Source organism: Paenibacillus sp. 276b (assembly GCF_900107875.1).
Lineage (GTDB): Bacteria > Bacillota > Bacilli > Paenibacillales > Paenibacillaceae > Paenibacillus > Paenibacillus marchantiae.
Genome location: NZ_FNRR01000002.1, coordinates 373,651 through 394,312 on the forward strand (window position 1 = coordinate 373,651; position 20,662 = coordinate 394,312).

20 protein-coding genes are annotated in these 20,662 nt (G+C 47.2%); 9 read left to right on the plus strand and 11 right to left on the minus strand.

The window, feature by feature from the left end; all coding sequences use genetic code 11:
- The first annotated feature begins 16 nt into the window (after nt 1–16).
- The 4 genes from BLV50_RS12445 (at nt 17) to BLV50_RS12465 (ending at nt 5,076) form a co-directional block, all read left to right on the plus strand.
- Nucleotides 17–859: a carbohydrate ABC transporter permease gene (locus BLV50_RS12445; RefSeq protein ID WP_063564576.1), complete on the plus strand. Its 843-nt coding sequence runs from the start codon at nt 17–19 to the stop codon at nt 857–859.
- Nucleotides 860–915: 56 nt separating this feature from the next.
- Nucleotides 916–2,337 carry an arabinan endo-1,5-alpha-L-arabinosidase gene (locus BLV50_RS12450; protein ID WP_090808782.1) on the plus strand — a complete coding sequence of 474 codons (1,422 nt, stop codon included), beginning with the start codon at nt 916–918 and terminating at the stop codon, nt 2,335–2,337.
- 711 nt (nt 2,338–3,048) lie between these two features.
- Nucleotides 3,049–4,029, plus strand: coding sequence for a glycoside hydrolase family 43 protein (locus BLV50_RS12460; RefSeq protein WP_090807970.1), 981 nt, complete (start codon nt 3,049–3,051; stop codon nt 4,027–4,029).
- Between the two features lie 201 nt (nt 4,030–4,230).
- A complete protein-coding gene (locus BLV50_RS12465; RefSeq protein WP_090807972.1) occupies nt 4,231–5,076 on the plus strand; it encodes an EcsC family protein in 846 nt (281 codons plus the stop codon).
- Between the two features lie 323 nt (nt 5,077–5,399).
- Here the strand turns inward: BLV50_RS12465 and BLV50_RS12475 are convergent, their stop codons facing one another.
- Nucleotides 5,400–6,668 (minus strand): MFS transporter, encoded by a 1,269-nt coding sequence (locus BLV50_RS12475; RefSeq protein WP_072734461.1) that lies wholly within the window; start codon nt 6,666–6,668, stop codon nt 5,400–5,402.
- Nucleotides 6,669–6,838: 170 nt separating this feature from the next.
- Between BLV50_RS12475 and BLV50_RS12480 the strand changes: the two genes are divergently transcribed.
- Nucleotides 6,839–7,051, plus strand: coding sequence for a hypothetical protein (locus BLV50_RS12480; protein WP_090807974.1), 213 nt, complete (start codon nt 6,839–6,841; stop codon nt 7,049–7,051).
- A 151-nt stretch (nt 7,052–7,202) separates the two neighbouring features.
- Here BLV50_RS12480 and queF read toward each other — a convergent pair whose 3' ends face one another.
- The 6 genes from queF to BLV50_RS12510 form a co-directional block, all read right to left on the minus strand.
- A complete protein-coding gene (gene queF, locus BLV50_RS12485) occupies nt 7,203–7,694 on the minus strand; it encodes a preQ(1) synthase (RefSeq protein WP_063564570.1) in 492 nt (163 codons plus the stop codon).
- Nucleotides 7,695–7,820: 126 nt separating this feature from the next.
- Entirely contained in the window at nt 7,821–8,573 is a 753-nt protein-coding gene (gene queE, locus BLV50_RS12490; RefSeq protein ID WP_063564569.1) for a 7-carboxy-7-deazaguanine synthase QueE, read from the minus strand.
- The gene (queD, locus tag BLV50_RS12495) at nt 8,566–9,057 is read right to left on the minus strand and encodes a 6-carboxytetrahydropterin synthase QueD (protein ID WP_063564568.1); all 492 of its coding nucleotides are present in this window, start codon (nt 9,055–9,057) and stop codon (nt 8,566–8,568) included. The genes queE and queD overlap by 8 nt, the downstream gene beginning before the upstream one ends.
- On the minus strand, nt 9,054–9,743 hold the full coding sequence (queC, locus tag BLV50_RS12500) for a 7-cyano-7-deazaguanine synthase QueC (protein WP_090808784.1): 690 nt from the start codon (nt 9,741–9,743) through the stop codon (nt 9,054–9,056). Before queC ends, queD begins: the two co-directional genes overlap by 4 nt.
- A 360-nt stretch (nt 9,744–10,103) precedes the next feature.
- Complete coding sequence (locus BLV50_RS12505) at nt 10,104–10,808, minus strand: AIM24 family protein (RefSeq protein ID WP_063564567.1); 705 nt, start codon at nt 10,806–10,808, stop codon at nt 10,104–10,106.
- Between the two features lie 18 nt (nt 10,809–10,826).
- Nucleotides 10,827–11,282: a hypothetical protein gene (locus BLV50_RS12510; RefSeq protein WP_024632428.1), complete on the minus strand. Its 456-nt coding sequence runs from the start codon at nt 11,280–11,282 to the stop codon at nt 10,827–10,829.
- Nucleotides 11,283–11,622: 340 nt separating this feature from the next.
- Here BLV50_RS12510 and BLV50_RS32750 point away from each other — a divergent pair, with 340 nt between their 5' ends.
- The 3 genes from BLV50_RS32750 to BLV50_RS12520 all read left to right on the plus strand — a co-directional run bounded on the left by BLV50_RS32750 (nt 11,623) and on the right by BLV50_RS12520 (nt 13,830).
- Nucleotides 11,623–11,790 carry a hypothetical protein gene (locus BLV50_RS32750; protein WP_177031176.1) on the plus strand — a complete coding sequence of 56 codons (168 nt, stop codon included), beginning with the start codon at nt 11,623–11,625 and terminating at the stop codon, nt 11,788–11,790.
- A gap of 207 nt (nt 11,791–11,997) precedes the next feature.
- A complete protein-coding gene (locus BLV50_RS12515) occupies nt 11,998–12,702 on the plus strand; it encodes a hypothetical protein (protein ID WP_143038116.1) in 705 nt (234 codons plus the stop codon).
- 162 nt (nt 12,703–12,864) lie between these two features.
- The gene (locus tag BLV50_RS12520; RefSeq protein WP_090807978.1) at nt 12,865–13,830 is read left to right on the plus strand and encodes a helix-turn-helix transcriptional regulator; all 966 of its coding nucleotides are present in this window, start codon (nt 12,865–12,867) and stop codon (nt 13,828–13,830) included.
- 54 nt (nt 13,831–13,884) lie between these two features.
- Here the strand turns inward: BLV50_RS12520 and BLV50_RS12525 are convergent, their stop codons facing one another.
- Nucleotides 13,885–14,556, minus strand: coding sequence for a 3'-5' exonuclease (locus tag BLV50_RS12525; protein ID WP_063564564.1), 672 nt, complete (start codon nt 14,554–14,556; stop codon nt 13,885–13,887).
- Nucleotides 14,557–15,086: 530 nt separating this feature from the next.
- Between BLV50_RS12525 and BLV50_RS12530 the strand changes: the two genes are divergently transcribed.
- Nucleotides 15,087–16,856 (plus strand): proline--tRNA ligase, encoded by a 1,770-nt coding sequence (locus BLV50_RS12530; protein WP_090807980.1) that lies wholly within the window; start codon nt 15,087–15,089, stop codon nt 16,854–16,856.
- A gap of 584 nt (nt 16,857–17,440) precedes the next feature.
- On the opposite strand, the gene BLV50_RS12535 is transcribed toward BLV50_RS12530, so the two are convergent.
- From BLV50_RS12535 to BLV50_RS12545, 3 genes are all read right to left on the minus strand, one after another.
- A complete protein-coding gene (locus BLV50_RS12535) occupies nt 17,441–19,225 on the minus strand; it encodes a 5'-nucleotidase C-terminal domain-containing protein (RefSeq protein WP_090807982.1) in 1,785 nt (594 codons plus the stop codon).
- Between the two features lie 191 nt (nt 19,226–19,416).
- Nucleotides 19,417–19,824 (minus strand): ImmA/IrrE family metallo-endopeptidase, encoded by a 408-nt coding sequence (locus BLV50_RS12540; RefSeq protein WP_062323893.1) that lies wholly within the window; start codon nt 19,822–19,824, stop codon nt 19,417–19,419.
- Between the two features lie 42 nt (nt 19,825–19,866).
- Entirely contained in the window at nt 19,867–20,313 is a 447-nt protein-coding gene (locus BLV50_RS12545) for a helix-turn-helix domain-containing protein (RefSeq protein ID WP_090807984.1), read from the minus strand.
- Between the last annotated feature and the right edge of the window lie 349 nt (nt 20,314–20,662).

Below are 20,662 nucleotides of genomic sequence, written 5' to 3' on the forward strand. Positions count from 1 at the left end.
AAGGAGTGAACCGGAGATGTCTTACAGTCAAAAGAGGAAATTAACAAACTCTATCATTTTTATCGTTTTGGCGCTTGGTGCTATTGCGATGATTGCACCACTGATCTGGATGTTGTCCACTTCCGTGAAGGAGAAGCAGGATGTGTTCGCGCTTCCGCCCGTGTGGATACCTGAAGTGTTCCAATTCGGAAAGTATAAGGAAATTTGGGAAGCAGGTCCGTTACTCAGCGGGGTCAAAAACAGCTTGATCGTGGCGGTCAGTGTTACCGTTGTCGGGACCTTTACGTCAAGTATCGCTGCCTTTGCTTTTGCCAAATTGAGATTTCCGCATAAAAACAAACTGTTTCTAGCTTTGCTCGCATCGATGATGATTCCGTATCCGACAGTCATGATTCCGCAATTCATCATGTTCTCGAAGCTGGGCTGGGTGGACACACTGCTGCCGCTTATTGTTCCAGGATTATTTGGTAACGTCGTCATGATCTTCTTCCTTCGTCAATACCTGCTTAGTGTGCCTGATGCCATTATTGAAGCAGCGAAAATTGATGGCAGCTCCTATTTCCGACTGTACTCGAGCATTACGTTTCCGCTCATTAAACCGGCGATTGCAGCTCAGCTGATTCTCTGGTTCATGGGCATCTGGAACGATTATCTAGCACCAATTATTTATCTGAATTCACCTGAAAAACAGACCTTGCAGCTCGTTATAGCAAACTTCAATGCCACATATGCGATCCAGACGGATTACCCGCTAATTATGGCAGCGTCCATTGTTGCTCTGTTGCCGGTATTGATCATCTTCCTGATCTTCCAGAAACAGATTATTGAATCGGTAGCAATCTCTGGAGTGAAAGGATGAATCTGCGGAGAACATTCCGCGGGTGGACGAATTCAGGAAAAGGAGTTGTTGCTTCGATGTTGCTGCTGTTGTTGGTTGGGGCTACAGGCTGTTCTGGAGAAGGAGCAGGGGAAGCGGTGTCCCCGCCGGTCTTTCCTGAGGCTCCCCAAGATACCCAATTGTATGACACCTCCATTCTGGACGATGAATCCCGTTGGACGGTGAACAATGCGCATGATCCGGCCATTATCAAAACAGATCAGGGATATTACGTTTATTCGACCGATGTTCGTGTAGCAGGAGAAGCGAAACCCGGCGTCATGGTACGCAAATCGGATGATCTGATCAACTGGTCATGGGTAGGTCAGGCTTTGCCGGGTATTCCGAAGGAAGCCCTCGATTGGACTGGGGCAGTAAATTTGTGGGCACCGGATGTGATTCAGGTTGGTGACACCTACCGGATGTATTATTCGGCTTCGTCTTTTGGTAGTACGCGTTCGGCTATTGGTTTGCAGACATCCTCGTCCCCAGAGGGTCCTTGGACAGATGAAGGGTTGGTTGTTAAAACATCTGAGAACGAAAAGGATAAGTTAAATGCCATCGATGCCAATCCGGTATTGGATGCCGAAGGCAATTCGTGGATGGTCTACGGTTCCTTTTTTGACGGGATATATATTGCACCTCTCGATCCGGAAACCGGAAAGTTCAAGGAAGAGGGGTATGGTACACGCATTGCCGCCCGTGATCGTGCTACGGAAGAAGGTGCGGTGGAGGGGCCATATATTGTGTATAACCCGGAGTTCAAAAAGTATTATTTATTCGTCTCGTATGATTCTTTATTCGAAGATTATAACGTGCGTGTAGCCCGTGCTGATTCGATTACAGGCCCCTACACGGATGTAAATGGCATGAACATGCTGGATACAGAGCATCTGCCTCAATACGAAGTCGGAACCAAAATTCTGGGTGGCTATCGCTTCACCGAAGGTGAGGGCTGGGTTGCACCTGGACATAACTCCGTCCTTAAGGATGGAGGCGATTATTATATCGTGCATCATGCGAGAGGTGAGACCGATAAAAACTGGCCGTATCTGCATGTACGTAAAATGCTGTGGACCAAGGACGGCTGGCCTGTTGTGTCACCGGAACGTTATGCAGGTGAGTACGCACAGGACATTCCGAAGTCGATGATCGCCGGAGAGTGGGAAGGCCTAGCTGTTGACCCGTCGGTGGACGGACAGGTGCAGGCAGTGCCTTACACTTTGCAAGCCAATGGCAAAGTGAAAAGCGAAAACGGTTCAGGCAAATGGACGTTTGACGGCAAACAAACACTGACGTTGGAGTGGAAAGAAAGCCCGTGGGGCGGAGCTTCCACAGAGGAGCTGAAGCTGCTCCCATCCTGGGACTGGGAGCGAAGCCAGTCTGCGCTTGTAGTTACCGGCCTGAACGACCACGGCATTGCCGTCTGGGGTAAGCAGATTAGCGCAGCGGAGAAATAGAGAGCCGTAGATATGGCTCGAAGTTTGGAATTGGAGCTGGCCGAGAAAATACGGCCAGCCATGCATTTAGTGGGGAGAGTCGCCTGAGCGAAGCGGGCGACCCCATAGATACAGAGCCACACCGATGGCTCGGAGTTTGGATTTGATTCAGCGAGCGCGGTTAGAGCGAAGCTGTTGCTTTTAAGGTGCACAAGCAGCGTAGGGGGATGAAGGAGCCGAAGGAGCGACTTTGGCATCCGATTTCAACCGCCAAGAGCGGTGGGGAAAAAGAAATCGGAGGACAAGAGAGCGACAAGGCCCTGCCACCCCCGAAGCGTCCACGGTGCACCAAGAGCTGGCCCGAGAAAAAAGGCCAGCCATGCATTTAGTGGGGAGAGTCGCCCAAGCGAAGCGCGACCCCATAGATACAGAGCCACACCGATGGCTCGGAGTTGGATTTAGTTCAGCGAGCGCGGAAAGAGCGAAGCTGCTGCTTTTAAGGTGCACAAGCAGCGAAGGGGGAGGAATGAGCTGAAGGAGCGTCTTTGGCATCCGATTTCAACCGCCAAGAGCGGTGGGAAAAAGAAATCGGAGGACAAGAGAGCGACAAGGCCCTGCCACCCCCGGAGCGTCCGCGGTGCACCAGCAAAATAGTTTTTGCACTTTATCCATCAACTGTTTTCAAATCTTCACTCCGAGCCATACACACACATTTGAAAGGGGAGCATTCCCATGACTGATTCCATTACATTTACCAATCCCATCCTGGAGCAGCGAGCTGATCCGTGGGTGTACCGTCACACAGACGGGTACTATTATTTCTCAGCTTCGGTGCCAGCCTTTGACCGGATTGAGATTCGGCGTGCACAAACCCTGGAAGAGTTGAGAGATGCCGAGCCGGTAACGGCGTGGCACAAACATGATACAGGACCGATGAGTGCCAACATTTGGGCACCTGAAATTCATTTTATCGATGGAAAATGGTACATACATTACGCTGCAGCCCATACCAGCGAAACCAATGAGGGCCTTTTCGAACACCGCATGTATGTGCTGGAAAATGACTCGGCCAACCCGCTCGAAGGCGCGTGGGTAGAGAAGGGACAGATTCGGACGCGTTGGGAGACGTTTTCCTTGGATGCAACGACGTTTGAACACAAAGGTACCCGTTATTTGGTATGGGCGCAAAAGGCCCCGGACATTCCGGGTAACTCTAACCTGTACATTGCCGAAATGGAAAATCCGTGGACTCTCCGTGGTGAGCAGGTCATGATTTCTACACCGGAATATGATTGGGAGATCATCGGCTTCAAGGTAAACGAAGGGGCAGCAGTGTTGCATCGCAATGGGCGGATCTTCATTGGCTACTCAGCGAGTGCGACCGACTATAATTATTGTATGGGTTTGCTCACTGCGGATGAGGATGCCGACTTGCTTGATCCAGCGAGCTGGATGAAATCGCCTAAGCCGGTATTCCAAACGTGTGAAGCGAATGGTCAATATGGTCCGGGTCACAACAGCTTTACGGTATCACCGGACGGCAAAACAGATATTCTGATCTATCACGCACGAAACTACAAGGACATCGAGGGAGATCCTCTCTATGATCCAAACCGTCACGCCCGCGCGCAGGTTATTCGCTGGAACGAAGATGGCACACCTGACTTTGGAGTCCCTGTTCCAGATGGGAAGGCTGCGGCTGAAGCGAAATAATAATACTGCTAAAGTTTTAATATAGTAAGCCCTTAGTCAGCGAGCCATGCTGATTAGGGGCTTTTACTTATGTACACATTGAAAAGGGAGACTTGAAGACATAAAGACGGATACGAGGGTCTGCATATTAGCAACCATCCCGTGACCAATGCGTATGAGGAGTATACAATTCACTATACACATAATATTAGGAGGCTATATATGGATTCACGCGAGACATTGGACCGGGAGCTGGAACAGATTTTAAAATGGGAAAAAGGGCAGAAGGACTTGTTTATTTGGGACAAAATTGGACGTTTGCCATTTGCCATGCTGGATAAAGTTATGCCCAAAGCGCTGAAACAGACGATTGGAGACTCGCTGAACGAAGTTGGTCAGTATGTGCAGAATGGCGGGAAATTTCTCGTCCAGAAAAAGAAGGTAGCTGAGCTGCTCCGAGAGGAAGCGACCAAATCCGGTTATTCCATGAAGGCCGATACCTCTTACGATGAACAGGATGAAGAGGCAAGAGATACGACGAAAATCCACAGTGTGGAAGGTTTACCGCTTGAAGTATTGGATCGCACTGCTGATAACATTACGGACAGTCGAACGAGGTTTGCTGCTGCACAAGGGGCCGCAACAGGTATCGGCGGCATTGTAACGATTGCGGCGGATATTCCGATGGTGATGGGGCTTTCCCTGAAGGTGCTGCAGGAGATGGCGTTATGCTACGGATATGATCCTGACGAACCTCAAGAGCGCATATTTATCGTCAAATGTCTGCAATTCTCCTCTGCCGATATTGTGGGCAAAAAAGCAATAATGGATGAACTCGCCGATTACGATAATCCGGACAAGCAGGTTGAGGTTATCTCTCAAATGCAGGGCTGGCGGGAGGTTTTTAATTCCTACAGTGAATCGTTTGGTTGGAAAAAGCTGTTTCAGCTTATTCCGATTGCCGGCATGGTATTCGGTTCGGTAAGCAACAAAAATACAATTCGTGATGTTGCGGAAGCCGGAAAAATGCTGTACAAAAAACGGCTCATTCTTCAGCGTTTGAAATAATGTTACAGAAAACTTAACTGGAAGAGATGAATTTACATGTTAAACAAACAAGGTTTCTATGATCTTTTAAACCGCAACAACATAGTTTACGAGAGCTTTGAACATCCAGCAGTATACACTATGGAGGAAATATTCTCTCATAATGTTCCACATACAGAACATATCGTTAAAAATCTATTTCTACACAAAGCGGCGACCTCTCCCCGATGGAATTTCGGGAAAAGGTCGCCGCTTTTATCTTTTTTTATTGCTAACTTGAGGAGTTGTGACTAAACCAGATTGAGGCGAAAACCCCTTTTCAAGTGGCTGAATGTCTATATTCCTTATTCTTCGCTACCGTTCTCTTCCGCCCAGCGGTTCAGCAACTTATCCGATGGAAGCAGGAAGGTGAAGATACCGATCAGTGGCAGGAAGCTGCACATCTGCATAACTGGAGATACGCCGAACACGTCGATCCAGTTCCCCAGCACGAGTGCTCCCAGACCGCCCATACCAAATGCCAGACCAGTAATCAGGCCGGAGACGGTTCCGATTTTGCCTGGAATCAGCATTTGCGCATACACAACGGTCACCGAGAAACTGGACAACATGATGAACCCAATAATACTCAGCAACACGGCTGTCCAGAACAAATTGGCGTAAGGCAGCAGAAGCGCCAGTGGAGCGGCTCCGGCCATCGACAGGAAGATCATGTTACGTTTACCGAAGCGATCCGCCAGTGGACCACCAAAGAACGTACCAAGAGCCCCAGCCGCCAGGAACAGGAAGATATAGATCTGTGCGTCCTCTGTGGACAAGTTAAATGTATCCTTCAGGTTAAACGCATAGAAGCTGCCGATCGAAGCGACATACCACGAACGGACAAAGACAAGCAGAATCAAAATGGTTATGGCAGCAGCAATCTTTTTACGTAATGCTGGATTGGGTGCACGACGAGCTGCCGCCTGTCTGCGTAAATACCCTCCCGATTGCAGCATGCGTCCATACCAGCGAGCGATATAGATTTGGACCGCAATTCCCGCAGCTGCAATGCCCGTGAATCCGATGGCACCAAACAACCCAAACGGGATGAAAATCCATCTGGTGAGCAATGGGGCCAGAGACTGACCGGCATTACCACCCACCTGGAAGATCGACTGAGCCAGACCTCTACGAGGCCCTGAGGCCATATGGGATACCCGTGAACCCTCTGGATGGAACGCCGCCGAACCGAGACCAACAAAGATGACGGAGATCAGGACGGCCATATAACTGTCGGCGAAGGCAAGCAATAGCATACCGGTAAACGTAAAGCCCATGCCGATGGGCAGAATGGAGGGTGTCGGTTTTTTATCAGCAAAATAGCCTACAACAGGCTGCATGATGGACGCAGTAAAGTTAATAGCAAACGAAATCCATCCGATCTGTGTATACGTGAGATGCATGGAGTCTTTCAGAATTGGAAAAATAGCTGGAATGACAGATTGGATTGAATCGTTGAACAAATGGACCAGACTGATGGCAATTAAGATCCGGTAAACGGTACCTTGAGCATCCAATCCGGGTGGGGCTTTCGAACGCGCAGCGGCGTCTTTGGATAATGAATTTTGCATGGACATGAACAGTTCTCCTTTGGTCGCGGTCACGAGGGATCAGCGCCTGATGATGTGATGTGCCTAAGCATATTGTTACATAATAGGACAGATTTGAAAGGTCGACAAGGGGAACAGGTGAAATTAACGTTCTCTTTATAATGTAAACTATTGATAAAGGACTGATCCATATGAAATCGCTATCACCATATGTTCTTGCCAAACGTAATTTGGCGATGACCATTCTATTTATGGCAGTCATGACTTTTCTGGCTATCTATGTTGCATCGACGTCTCTGTACTTTGCTATCGGATTTTTTGTGGTTGTTCAGTCTATAGGTGTACTTATGCTGAGACATTACATCAAAAAAGTGAAAGAACTGAAGGAAGACAGTAACCCTTGAATGCTAGTCCAATCCATACGATTGGTTGCAAACGCTCACGTTCCATAGCATACAAAAAAACAAAAGCCGAACTTCTTCAGATCGAAGAGTTCGGCTTTTGTGTGTTCAATAATTTTATTTTGTACAAAGCATAATTGGTGTATCTACCAAATTAACGATTATCTATCGTCTCTGGATACATATCATGGTTCATCATGCGGTGCTCGGCCATTTGCTCATACTTCGTCCCCGGTTTACCGTAGTTGGTGTACGGATCGATGGAAATGCCGCCGCGCGGCGTGAATTTACCCCACACTTCAATGAAGCGTGGGTCCATCAGCTTAATCAGGTCGTTCATGATGATGTTCACACAATCCTCGTGGAAATCACCATGGTTGCGGAAGCTGAACAGGTACAGCTTAAGTGACTTGCTCTCCACCATTTTCACATCAGGGATGTAGCTGATATAGATCGTTGCAAAGTCCGGCTGACCCGTGATCGGGCACAGGCTGGTGAACTCCGGGCAGTTGAATTTGACAAAATAATCCCGGTACGGGTGTTTGTTATCGAAGTTTTCCAGAATACCTGGATCATATTCAAACGTATATTTTACGCCCTGGTTACCCAGCAACGTTAGATCTTGCATTTCATCAGGTTGTCTCATGGATTCGTAAACGCTCCTTATTTCCGGCGACGCACGAAGCTTACCGGTATATATGATAGGCCATCTTAGCCTCTGGTTGTTCCCAAAATTACATCATGCCGCCCATTATTCCATCCAAATAGCCCATCAGACGCCGCGTTTGTTGCCCCAAACAAGGGTATGCAGCTGTGGCAGCACACGAACGTCGTTCAGATCATCGGATGCACTGACTTGATCAATCAGCCACTCATAACGGGCAAGCAGCGAAGTCGCCAGATCTGGGGTATCAGCAGAAGTGACATCCGGGTTCCCGGTTTGCAAAAATAAATCTGTGCCCGGATACCGTGCATGCACACGGCGGGCATAGTCCAAGTCTGTCTCATCGAAAATTACGATCTTCAGACTGTGACTTCGTTCCACCGGGCGAGCAGCCAGGCGATGGATCAGATCATCCAGCACAGCCCAGTCGGTGTTCATGCCTGAGCTGGGAGGCTTGGGCGAGACGGTGACTTCGTCAATGTCCGCCAGCCAAGACTGCCAACGGGAGCCCTGCGTTTCTACCGCGGTGCGGATGCCGTTCTCCCGAAGCAGCTTAACCAATCCGCCCAGCGAAGCGAGCAGGGCAGGGTTGCCGCCTGAGATGGTCACATGAGAGAAGCGTGAGCCGCCAACACGACGCAATTCCTCCCACACATCCTCCGGAGTAATCATCCGAATCAGGTCCTTGCCACTGCCGTCCCAAGTAAAGGCCGAGTCACACCAGGAACAGCGATAATCGCAGCCCGCGGTGCGGACGAACATCGTTTTCTGCCCGATAACCATGCCTTCACCTTGAACCGTCGGGCCAAAGATCTCCATCACAGGAATACGAGCCTCTTTGCTACGTTCCACGCTACTCATCGATCATCCACTCCCGTCTGGCCTCAGCGTAACTGGTCGGTGTCTCATATAAGCGGACAAACTCTGTTCGACCACCCTCGGTCAGTGCTGCATACGGTTCGGTCTGCAAGGCGTGTTCCATCTGCTCGAACAACCAGACGACCATATTTTCAGCAGTTGTGTTCATGAGGGGAAGGGTTTCATTCAAATACTGATGATCCAGATACCCTTCAATTTGTGTTTTCCATATCTCCTTGATATGTCCAAAATCAACCGTCAACCCGGTCTCACCCGGATAACCGCTGATGCCAAAAACAACTTTATACGTATGCCCGTGCAAATTCTTGCACTTACCTTCATAACAATGCAGATGATGCGCAGCGTCAAACGTAAACTCCTTGCTGACAAGCACACGTTTGCGATGATAGCGAAGCTGGGCAGGAAGGATATCCTCCCCAATCCGCTGCAACCGCTCCACAATACGGAATGTTCCAGGCTCTCTCATCGAACATCCGCTCCCGCAGTTCCAACAGTAGCAGAATTCGTGCGTTGCTCCAGATAGCGATCCAGTCCGGCTTTGCGCAGTTTGCAGGCAGGACATTCTCCGCAGCCATCGCCGATAATTCCGTTATAACAGGTCAGTGTGCGCTCCCGCACATAATCGAAGGCACCGAGCTCATCCGCCATTTTCCACGTCTGGGCTTTGTCCAGCCACATCAGTGGGGTGTGAATGACAAATGGGTAGTCCATCGATAGATTCAGCGAAACATTCATCGACTTTACAAACGAATCCCGACAATCAGGGTATCCGCTGAAATCCGTTTCGCATACACCTGTGACGAGGTGACGAGCCCCTTTTTGCTTCGCCATAATGGCTGCAAAACTGAGGAACAGCAAATTCCGTCCATCGACAAACGTGCTCGGTAGTTCGCCTTCTTCATGCGTAATCTCCACATCCGTACGGGTGAGTGCATTGGGCGCGAGTTGGTTTAACAAACTCATGTCCAGTACCGTTTGCTGTACACCCAGATCGCGAGCGATCTCTGCGGCGCATTCAATCTCCAGCTTGTGACGCTGGCCGTAATCGAAGGTAACCACTTCAACCTCGGCAAATTGCTGTTTGGCCCAGAACAAACAAGTTGTACTGTCCTGACCGCCGCTAAATACAACGACTGCTTTTTCTTCGTTCAACATAAAAAAACCTCTCCATCTTCTTAAGATCAATCCATGCACATAGGCACAGAGTGTCGGAAGAACAGAGAAGTTCATGAACTGGCATCCATCAAAAAACACACCTTCTCGTAGGCTGCTTCAAAAAAGCAGGACGATCTAGTGTCCTTAGTTTTTTACGTACGTTGTTACCTAAAATGTACGCAAGACTTATTGACCTTAATGAAGGTCGAGTCTTATAGAGGGAGTTCGCGAACCTCTCCCATGCCATAGGCATGGATTTTCTTCTTCAATTGTCCGGTACAGTATATCACATTTCCAATACGGTGAGCATGCTTTCCATGAGAACCCATTTATAACCGAGCCTAACGTCATCTGGACTTATTTGATTAATACATTTCCAAAAGGAATGACTTCCTTCAGAATCCGCTTAAATAAGCCTTCATCGTTCATATCCTGTTCCAGTCTATGATTTTCACGACCGGCCTGAAAGAGTACAGAGCCATGTCCTGTCATCTTCCAATGATAGTTCATATGCTGGCTGGCAAGGTTGTTCCCGTATACGGTAAGTTCCAGCTGCGCGTTCTCAGGATAGGCGATAATACTGCCTGCATCCACGTATAGTGGTGCGGTAGGGTGCAGTTCCTGTTGGCAGACCTGACCTTGTGTCAGCAATCCAATCTTGCCTTTGCCCGAAAACTTCATTTTCACGGCATCCCGAGTGATGAGCATGTTTTTAATTTTCTGAATTTTGGTGTGCATCGTGACGCCGTCGGAGTAGAAGAAAAGGTGACGGAAGTCGTACAGCAGATCGCTGTTCTCACTCAGTTCAACTTCCTTCATGGTGAATCCGGGAGGCAGGGCGGCCACAAATTGACAAGGACCGGTAATTTCGGATTTGATGAGCTTTTTTTTGCGATAGATACCCGAAATATTCATGAATTTATCATTGCGACTGCTGCTTGGGCCGCGAAAAGCGACAATTTGCTGGGGGTGGAGAATATGCAGGCGGTCGTCCTGAATCAACGAGAACGTGACCACTTGTCCGGCTCCGCCAGCTTCGGCATTATTCAGGTGTATGTGCATGCGGTTGCTCCTGTTCTTTTATACTCTGCCAGAACGGCGACGCATCCCCCAGCGCATCACCCGAATCAGAATAAAGTATCCCAATATGAGTGAAACGGCTGTGATAATCATCGTTTGAATGCGTTTGGCAGTTGCCGTTTTGGCATCCTGATCATTTTGCAGCTTGCTCACCATGTCGGTCAGTTTTTCGTTTTGTGCCAGCAGCAACTCGTTCTGGGCCTTGAATGCTTCGACATTTGCCTGGGCTTGTCCCAATTGGGCAGAGGTCTGATTCAACTGCTCCAGCGTCTGTTTATAGCTTTCCTGCAAGGCGTTCACTTCTCCAGGAAGCTCGGAGACTCGTTCCCATCCACTATAGATATCGGAGAATATATTGGCATTTGCTGCACTGACTGTTGAAGTCAAAGAAACAGTAAACAATACACATGTGGTGAATAACACCCGAATGAAATAACCCTGAATGGGTTTTGGCATGAATGACACCTTCTTTCGGTTACATAATCGTTTGCCGATTTCGTCGTCATTTGTTGAAATACGGCTCTTACATTATACGTCAAAACCGGGACAATGGGTTCAAGATGATATAGTTTTAATTACCCTATATGAGAATAAATCAATACATGTGGACAAGTGTTTAATTTTAATAACGTCGGGGTAATAGAAGGACAGGGCAGCACTCCGGACGGCCTTGACATCATTCTTTTACTTCAGCTCTGGGTGCATGCTATTCATATTAACGAAATTTGTAATTTAATGAGTGAAAACAATATATCCGATTTTTATGAAGATCGTGAATACGAAGGGGTAGAAACGTATGTACACAACTAAACAAGCTGCAACAACCAAAACGATTATGATCACTGTAAATGGTGAGCCGATCGGGCGTGAATTGATTATCGACAGTATTACTTATGCTCCAATCACAGAACCTGATTCTGTACAAAGTTTACACAAAATGGGAATTAATCCATCTACGATTTAAGATAGGACTTGTCATATAAAAGTGGTCTAAAAGCTTGGCATACTGCCAAGCTTTTTCGTCGTTTATTGTCGTAATTACGCGGATTTAGGGATGAGAAACTAATATTATGGAAAAATTTCCTGCGAACATATGTTCCGTGACAATATAGTGTCCATTTACCCTGATAACTTAGAAGATAATACATATAAATCGGGGGAGAGACTACCAGTGAACTCAGTCTTTGAAGTATCTTATTCGTGGAATAGAGAGGCCATACCGACAGGGGGAGCCGACCCCGTATATATGATGGTGGAGTGGCGTAACGGAGCCCCTGCCAAAAGACTCAGGAAAATAGCACCCAAAATTGTGTCACGAGACTTGGAACTTTTGCTCAAACCGGAATTTGGAATTCAGCTCAAGGGCATCTACGGCTGTCGTTCCAAAGAAACGGATATCGGTTGGGTTTTAAGACTTGGTGATGTATACAAGGGAGAGAGTAAACAAATCTTACTCGAATTCGCCATGGGACCGCGTGTATCGGGGAAAAGTGCCGTATGTTCAGCTTATTGGAGTACGCGAAAGTTGAAACAAAGCCAGAGAGTGCTGCTGCGCAGAGAACAGTTGTATATTCAGTATACAAGTCATCTGGGCATGCTGCGTCAGCCGGAAGATCCCAAGGTAGAGAAGACAATCAAATTAAACGAAACAGTTCCTCTGATTAAACAAGCTTTGCGTGCTTATGAAAGAGGCCGTACACAAGAGGGCAGTGATATGCTGCGTCGTCATGCAGATGCTTTGTTAATTGAAGCGGCTCGCAAACAGGATCTAGATTATTTTGAGGAAGCCGAAATATTGGAGAAACTTCGGCACCATTACGGGATTACTTTTAATTCCATGGTTCATAATCGCGGAAAAACGATGTTAGGTGAATAGGGATAAAGAACTAGGGAAGATGGGGCGGAAAGGAATGTTTCTACATAATTTTTTGAAGGTGAAGTCAAGGAATAAGTCGAATGTACTAAACAACATAATAATAAAAAAATGGATGGAGTTGTATCGAATTTATTGAAACAACATCGTGGAGGGTCCGGCAAAATGACAGACCGACTGATCCGATTAATGCGCATTATAACTCTTGTGCAGGCCAAACCGGGTATTCTGGCCCGTGAGCTTGCCGAGCGGTGCGAAACAACGGAAAGGACGATATACCGCGACATGGAGGCCCTCAGTGCAATGCATATCCCCATCGCCAATATGGGACACGGGAGAGGATACATGTTTATCAGCCATTTTGCCATGTATCCGCTGAATTGGTCTGATGAAGAAGCTCAAGCCTTTATGCACCTGGCAGAAGTCATGGAGAATATTCGTCCGTTGCTGAAGCCTGCTTTTGAGAGCGCGTATGAGAAAGTGGTTGCTTCGAGTCAGAAAAACAAAACAGAGCGAGTGGAATGGTCTGAGCAAATTAGCGGGTTGTTCAAAGTGGGTACATCTGCTTGGCAAAATGAAAGTACCGAACTTCTGAATCATTCCCTGGTGACCTTGCTTCAGGCCGGAATTTCCCAGAACACTATTGAAGGAGAATATCTGTTTCAAGGTAAAAAGGGGATTGCGCGAATGGATCCCTACTGTCTTATTCCTCGTGAATACCGATTTGATCTGTTGGCATATTGTCACCTGTCAGAAAGACTGAGAATATTTCAAGTGAATCGTTTGCACAGGGTTCGGATTTTGCCACGCACGTTCCGCAAAGATGATTACCTTTTACAATCTCACTTCCGCACGCCACAGGAACTTAGCGGCAGTACGGAGTGGACTGCATTCAAGATCAGATTCTCGCCGCACGCCGTGGAGCGTGTCATGCAGGAGCAGTTTTTTGCACGCCCCATCTTGACGATCGAACCGGAGGGTACGCTGTTATTTGAGGCCATACTGAGTGATGAACAAGGGTTTCTAACCTGGTTGTCTCAATATGGACCCGATGCCGAAATTCTGGAGCCTCAGAGCTACCGTCTTTTGATGAAGGAACGTCTGGAACGTTGGAGAGAGATCTACAACTGAACGTCAGTGCAGATCATGGCTGGTCTGCCTTTGTTCAACATGCGTTGTATGCAATTACTCTTTGGTCTTGAACAGGTGTGCAAGGTTACCAAAAGGGGAATCTTTCTCGTCATCTTCTACACTGCTGGAATAGACCACTTTGGATGTGATGCCCTCATCATCTGCGGCGCAATTGGTTTCCAGTTTGAATTGATCAAATTGATGCATGAATACTTTGGCTGTATTAATCGCATCATCCAAAGCGCGGTGCTGAGTGCCATCGAATTCAATACCACACAGTTCCAGAGCCTGAGCGAGTCCAAGCTGACGGAATTTTCCTTCCTTACGCACAGTTCGCGACCATTGCTGCTGAAGATCATTGTGGTTGGTGATCCAGGCTACATCGAGCTGATGAGTGCGACAATGAGAGATCAGTTTGGTGCGGTCATCCGGTCCCCAGGAGCACATGTAATAGGATTCACTTCCCATCCAGGCAATAAATTGATTCAGTGCTTCCGGAAAAAGAGGGGCTGCGTCGATGTCTTTCTGCGTAATACCCGTAAACTGAATTGTATCGGCGGATAGCACCGATTTATTGGATGGACGAACATAAGTGTGGAACGTATCCGACACGAACAGGCCGTTCTCACCTTCCGTTACTTTGACGGCACCGATATCTATAATTTCAGAAGAGTAACGTGTATTGCGACTTACCGTGAATTCAAGATCGTAAATAATATATGGCATAGGACAAACTCCTTTATCAATTAATACATGGTTTCTATTTCTCTATATTACAGGGAACGCCCAGCCATGTCAGCCATCGCCCAGCAATTCATTTTAACGTAAAGCTGGCAACAGTGTGGTTGACAACTTCTTGTAAATACACTATGGTGATCAAAAATGATAACAGCGATTAACGAGGACACAATTACGTTAGCCAGCTTCTACAGAGAGGAAACCGCTTAGTGCAAGGTTTCTGTTGCTGTTTCGTTATTCCTACCTCGCGAGCTGCGGAGGAGAAGGCCCGAACGGCCTGTAACCTTCGCCGGATGGGCCCGTTATGCCCTGAAGGACTGCGCGTTCACGTTTTGCATCGGTTGCAAACGTAGAACCGGTTTATGGCAAATGACCTGATGATTTGAAGTCAGGTCAGCCGGCAAAGTGCAGTTAAATAAGGGTGGTACCACGACACATTCGTCCCTTGACGGATGTGTTTTTTTGCTGTTTATAACCAGATTTACAATATCGATTAGAAGAATAAGGGGTGTGACAAGATGCGTCAAAGTGAAATGCTTGTTCCAACATTACGTGAAGCACCAGCAGAGGCAGATGCAGCAGGGCATCGCTGGTTATTGCGCTCGGGTATGATTCGCCAACTCGCAGCAGGGATATACAGTTACCTGCCCTTGGGACGTCGTATCTTGCTGAATGTCGAGCGTATCGTTCGGGAAGAAATGGACCGTGCAGGATGTCAGGAAGTATTGCTGCCAATCATGCAGCCTGCTGAGTTATGGGAAGAATCCGGAAGATATACACAGTATGGCCCTGAGCTAATGCGTCTGAAGGACCGCCATGCACGAGAATTCGCCTTGGGTCCAACCCATGAAGAGGTTGTGACTGCACTGGCTCGTGACGAGGTTAATTCTTATCGGAAGCTGCCGTTTACACTTTATCAGATTGGAACCAAATTCAGAGATGAACGTCGTCCAAGATTTGGATTACTGCGGGGACGGGAGTTCATCATGAAGGATGCGTACTCTTTTGCTTCCGATTGGGAAGAGCTGGATCGCACCTATCAGTCTATGAATACGGCATATTCGCGCATTTTAGAGCGTTGTGGACTGGAATATATTAGAGTGGAAGCTGATGCGGGCACCATTGGTGGTCAGGGGGAGACCCACGAATTCATGGCACTTGCTGATGTGGGAGAAGATACGATCGTAACCTGCAAACATTGTGGATATGCCGCAAATCTGGAGAAGGCGGGATATCAGACTTCTAAATCTTCTGCTAAGAATCCAGAAAAAGCAGAAGCTTCTGCTGACCTGAAAACGGTTGAAAAAGCTGATGGGAATACCGAGGGTGACACGTTGGTTCGTATCCAAACGCCAGGTGTACGTACGATCAATGAGTTAAGCGTCTTTGTGGGCAAGGATGCCCAGCATATGATCAAAACATTGCTTTATCAGGCTGATGGTCAACTGGTCGCTGCGCTTGTTCGTGGGGATCATGAAGTGAATGATATCGTGCTGAAGCAGGTATTGGGTGCAGAAGAGCTAATTCTAGCTGATGAAACTGCCCTTGCAAGTCATCCGAATTTAACTGTAGGTTTCCTGGGTCCTATTGGACTGGATCTGCCGATTGTAGTAGATGCGGATGTAGCTGCAATGGAATATGCCATTACAGGAGCGAATGAAATTGATGTACACTATTCGAATGTAGTTCCGGGTAAAGATTTTGCTTTGGACAGAGTAGATCGAATCCGTTTCGCTGCTGAAGGTGACGGCTGCCCAACCTGTGGAGAATCGCTTGTATTCACAAAAGGAATAGAAGTCGGGCATATCTTCAAACTGGGAACCAAGTACAGCGACGCTATGGGAGCATCCTTCCTGGATCGTAATGGACGGCAGTGCGCACCTGTAATGGGTTGTTACGGTATCGGTGTGTCTCGTCTGATGGCAGCTATTGCTGAACAATATGCCGGAGAGGATGGCATCCGTTGGCCAGCAGCCATTGCGCCTTATCATGTACATCTGATCGCAATGAGCTGGAAAGATGAACAGCAACGCGAGCTCACGCTTGAACTGGAACAACAACTAGTAGATGCCGGATACAGTGTACTGATCGATGATCGGGATGAACGGCCAGGGGTGAAGTTCAAGGATTCGGAATTGATCGGATTGCCTGTCCAGATTGTTATTGGCCGAGGTGCGGCAGAGGGACAGGTAGAATTTGGATCGCATGTGCTTGCAGCACAAGGCGAATCCAAACGAATCAGTATGACGGCACAAGAGGCTGTAAGTCAGGTGAAGGAACAACTATAGTCCAGAATTAAAAAAAATCCTTATGAAAACCATGCTACGTGTCTCTATATAATAGAGCGATGTATAATAGGTCCAGATATTATGCGGTAAGAGATGTTTGTGGTTATGTAACGGATTAAAGCGTTAAAAAGAGGGCTATAGTCATATAAGGATGCAACACTATTTGCGTATTGTCATACCAAATTACTAGAATTTGAAAAATTGTATTCTGTATACAGTCGGTTTGTCCATAAGAGCTTCTGGCGAACCATGTCAGGAATATATGCAGGTGCAAATACGCAAATCATGGAACGAGAAATATATCGTTTGAATGTGAAATAACCGCATGAGAGTGGCAATTTTGGAGATATCTTCTATAGTCCATGGTAGAGGGCATGGGATGAAGTGATTTCTTAAAGTGGCTTTGGGGATTTATTTTTGCAGCAAAGCTATATTCATGTAAACATGGAGTGTGCAACTCGGTAGGTTAACTACTGAGTGATGTAATTTGTAAAATAAAAAAGGGTGTCCATCAGCCAGTTATGGCTTGAGGGACACCCTTTCTTTGAATTTTAATTGGTACAACTATCTGCTCTTCTCAGAACTTAAGAGGCTGCAGGCAGTTTCAATTGTTGGCCTGGATAAATCCAGTGTGGATTTTTGATCTTATTCAGCTTTTGCAGAGCTTGCCAAGTGGTACCGTATTGTTTGGAGATGGAATACAGGGAATCTCCGGATTTTACAACATGCACTTTGGCTGGAGCTGGTTTACTTGGCGTCGGTTTCGACGGTGTTTCTGGTTTTGGTGTAGTTGGAGCTGGTGTTTCCGTTACTGGAGCTTCCGGTTCAACCGCAGGAGCCTTTGCTTCCCTGATTCGACCGTCTGTTTTGATTTCTACAGCGCCCAGTTTTTGCATGTATTCGATCAACGCTTCATCCATAGCACCGTACATGCCGGACGTTGTATATTTTGCAAACATCGTGTACTCGTCACCACCAACAGCAGTGAAATCATTCGTAGCCATTGTGTACGTTGCTTTTGGATCAAGGGCTTTATCTCCGATCATGACGGAGTGTACACGGCTGCCTTTTGCAGCGGAAGAATCAATGCTGAATGTCATGCCGGATACTTGTGGGAATCCGCCACTTGGTTCTGGATAAGATCCTACACCGTTTTCAAGGGCTGCGAGTACATCGGAGCCTTTTACTTCAAGCGTTACAACCTGATTACCAAAAGGAAGGACAGTAATGATATCCCCTTTAGTTACGATACCTTTTTCAATGGAAGAACGAATACCGCCACCGTTTGTGAGTGCGATATCGGCTTTGCTGATGTCACGGATGGCATCTGCCAGCAGATCACCCAGGTTCGTTTCACCTGCGCGTACTTGTTCACGTTTGCCGTCCAGCAGAATCGCTGTATTGGCTACTTCTTCTTTCAAAATGGGTTCTTGTTCTTTCAGAATGGAGTTCACCAATGCGGCAACTTTCTCATTCGGTTTGATGTCTTTTGCTTCAGTTTCATCAATCAGTGTTGCTTGTTTTTTCGTTACTTTGCCGCCGTCAACCCACAGGTCGATCACGCCTACAAAGTTTGTATACTCTCCAGCGCTGGCGATCAGTGTTCCGTTATCCGATACAAGTCCATCTTGCAGAACCGTATGGCTATGACCGTCGATGAATACATCAATGCCAGGCACTTCTTTTACAACTTTGAAGCTAGTATCGGTGCTGGACGCGTCTTGTCCAAGGTGTCCCAATACAACAACAACATCTACTTTGCTGCGAATTTCGTTCACGAGAACTTTGGCTTCTGCAGTTGGGTCTGTAATATCAAGACCTTCCACATTTTTCGGATTCGTTTTATACATCGTTTCCGGTGGAGTCAGCGCAATGATACCGATCTTCACGCCGTCTACTTCTTTAATGAGGTAAGGATCGAAGAGACGAGTTCCGTCTTTCTTTTTCACATTGGCACTGAGCATGGGGAAGTTCATCATATCCGCAAGTTCGATGAGGCGCTCGGAACCGTAGTTGAATTCGTGGTTACCCGGTACAATCGCCTGATAACCAATTTCGTTCATTACTTTGACAATGCTCTCACCGTTAACGAGTGTAGCAAAGGTTGTACCATGCACTGCATCTCCGGCATCCAGCAGAAGGGTATTTGGGTTTTCGCTACGGTATTTGTCCGCAATTCCAGCAACTTTGGCGAAACCCATCGCAGGTGAGGACTCAACTGCGCGTGCGTGTGTGTCATTCGTATGTAGAATAGTAATGTGCTTACCTGTGCCCGGAGTGGTATCCGTTGCAGCAGCGGCAATGCCCACACTGCCAAACAGCAGACAGAGCGTTAGCACAAGTGAAACATAAGTCTTCCAGATTTTCATATGAATCAGTAACCTCCCCAAAATAATAATCTACCTGAGCGTTTGCACAACTCATGTTGTATTTTACCAGACTACTATTAGGAAATCTCGTGATTTGTGTAAAAATAGGTAACCTGAAAGTGACATCTGATTTTCATAGTGGAAGATTAAGAGAGAACTTCACTCGTGAGGAACGTATGTTCTTAAAAAGGCTAAAAAAAATGCTGCACTTCACGTGGCAGTCCAGTACGCAAACAAAATTTCTCCAGTGATTCATCCGGCTCTGGCATCACCCCTGAAGTTAGAAGCTGTATGGCAAAACGATTGGCCTGTCTTTCCAGCTTGCCTGGGGCAAAATAGGAGTGTTCCTCCAGAAAGAACCGGTTTATGCCTTTGTGCAATCGGTCATGTCCAAGTTCATGGGCACACACGAAGCGCTGCCATTCCGGCGGTAAGTCATTGTGAATGACGATAAATCTGCGACGGAGCTTTCGGAAATACAGTCCTTTGGTAGACTTGCCCAGATTGGTGAACCGGATCTGTATTCCAATGGCTCTGGCAATGCTGAATGGGCAGTTTGTCCGGTGTTTTCGAATCAGCTTTGTTACAATGTCATCCATATCATCTCACCTGCTGCTTTAGTTTGTTCAGCTTGAAATGCTTCATGGGCGCTCGTCCGGATCGTTCGTTTTTTTGCGTTTGTTCATCTGTTTGGCTTCCCAGAACAGACCTGTCAGGACATCCTTGATCCGTTTCTTATCCTCATCATCCAGCGGGATGCCGTCAAACATCAGATCATCCTCGTCTTCCAGCATCTTTTTGAAATCCCGACGGTCCTTGTACGTTGCCCATTCTGGAGCGTCATGGAGCTCACTTGCTGGTTTTCCGGTTTCCAGATACCCGGCCTGTTTCATCATATCCGCGTAGGGAACCGAGAGTGCGTCGGAGATTTTGCGGATGGTAGCAGGCTTGGGAACTCCGCGAACCCCATTCTCAATGCGTGAAATTTGCGAGTTGCTGATTCCTGCTGCTTCGGCGAGCTGATTGATGCTGTATCCTTGTTGCTCGCGTAGTTGTTTCAGATAAGGACCAAAAGCGTGCTCCACAATTCATTCCACTCCTTTGATTCGTACAAGTGCCTAAATTATATATTAAGAGAACTTGTCTCACACGAGTCACTCCGATGGCAGAACAACCTTTCGATCACTGTTATCCCCAGATTTCTTTGATTCCCTTCTCATAAGGGAAAAATCCGGTGATAAAGGTGAACGCTACGCTTCTCCAGGTTTTTTCTACCCTCTCCGTTAAACGTGCAAATCTGGCATTCAATCTTAAAATATAAAAAGTCGGACTTATACGAGGATCTTTAATTATCTGTACTATATCGTATATATACCATTAGGTAAAGGGATATGAAACAATTATGCCAAAAGGTAAAGGAAATGAGAGCGCGGGTTT

What these genes read in the sequence shown, in the direction of transcription:
- BLV50_RS12445 (WP_063564576.1), top strand. Translation starts at nt 17, where the DNA reads ATGTCTTACAGTCAAAAGAGGAAATTAACAAACTCTATCATTTTTATC.
- BLV50_RS12450 (WP_090808782.1), top strand. Translation starts at nt 916, where the DNA reads ATGTTGCTGCTGTTGTTGGTTGGGGCTACAGGCTGTTCTGGAGAAGGA.
- BLV50_RS12460 (WP_090807970.1), top strand. Translation starts at nt 3,049, where the DNA reads ATGACTGATTCCATTACATTTACCAATCCCATCCTGGAGCAGCGAGCT.
- BLV50_RS12465 (WP_090807972.1), top strand. Translation starts at nt 4,231, where the DNA reads ATGGATTCACGCGAGACATTGGACCGGGAGCTGGAACAGATTTTAAAA.
- BLV50_RS12475 (WP_072734461.1), bottom strand. Translation starts at nt 6,668, where the DNA reads ATGCAAAATTCATTATCCAAAGACGCCGCTGCGCGTTCGAAAGCCCCA.
- BLV50_RS12480 (WP_090807974.1), top strand. Translation starts at nt 6,839, where the DNA reads ATGAAATCGCTATCACCATATGTTCTTGCCAAACGTAATTTGGCGATG.
- queF (WP_063564570.1), bottom strand. Translation starts at nt 7,694, where the DNA reads ATGAGACAACCTGATGAAATGCAAGATCTAACGTTGCTGGGTAACCAG.
- queE (WP_063564569.1), bottom strand. Translation starts at nt 8,573, where the DNA reads ATGAGTAGCGTGGAACGTAGCAAAGAGGCTCGTATTCCTGTGATGGAG.
- queD (WP_063564568.1), bottom strand. Translation starts at nt 9,057, where the DNA reads ATGAGAGAGCCTGGAACATTCCGTATTGTGGAGCGGTTGCAGCGGATT.
- BLV50_RS12505 (WP_063564567.1), bottom strand. Translation starts at nt 10,808, where the DNA reads ATGCACATACACCTGAATAATGCCGAAGCTGGCGGAGCCGGACAAGTG.
- BLV50_RS12510 (WP_024632428.1), bottom strand. Translation starts at nt 11,282, where the DNA reads ATGCCAAAACCCATTCAGGGTTATTTCATTCGGGTGTTATTCACCACA.
- BLV50_RS32750 (WP_177031176.1), top strand. Translation starts at nt 11,623, where the DNA reads ATGTACACAACTAAACAAGCTGCAACAACCAAAACGATTATGATCACT.
- BLV50_RS12520 (WP_090807978.1), top strand. Translation starts at nt 12,865, where the DNA reads ATGACAGACCGACTGATCCGATTAATGCGCATTATAACTCTTGTGCAG.
- BLV50_RS12525 (WP_063564564.1), bottom strand. Translation starts at nt 14,556, where the DNA reads ATGCCATATATTATTTACGATCTTGAATTCACGGTAAGTCGCAATACA.
- BLV50_RS12530 (WP_090807980.1), top strand. Translation starts at nt 15,087, where the DNA reads ATGCGTCAAAGTGAAATGCTTGTTCCAACATTACGTGAAGCACCAGCA.
- BLV50_RS12535 (WP_090807982.1), bottom strand. Translation starts at nt 19,225, where the DNA reads ATGAAAATCTGGAAGACTTATGTTTCACTTGTGCTAACGCTCTGTCTG.
- BLV50_RS12540 (WP_062323893.1), bottom strand. Translation starts at nt 19,824, where the DNA reads ATGGATGACATTGTAACAAAGCTGATTCGAAAACACCGGACAAACTGC.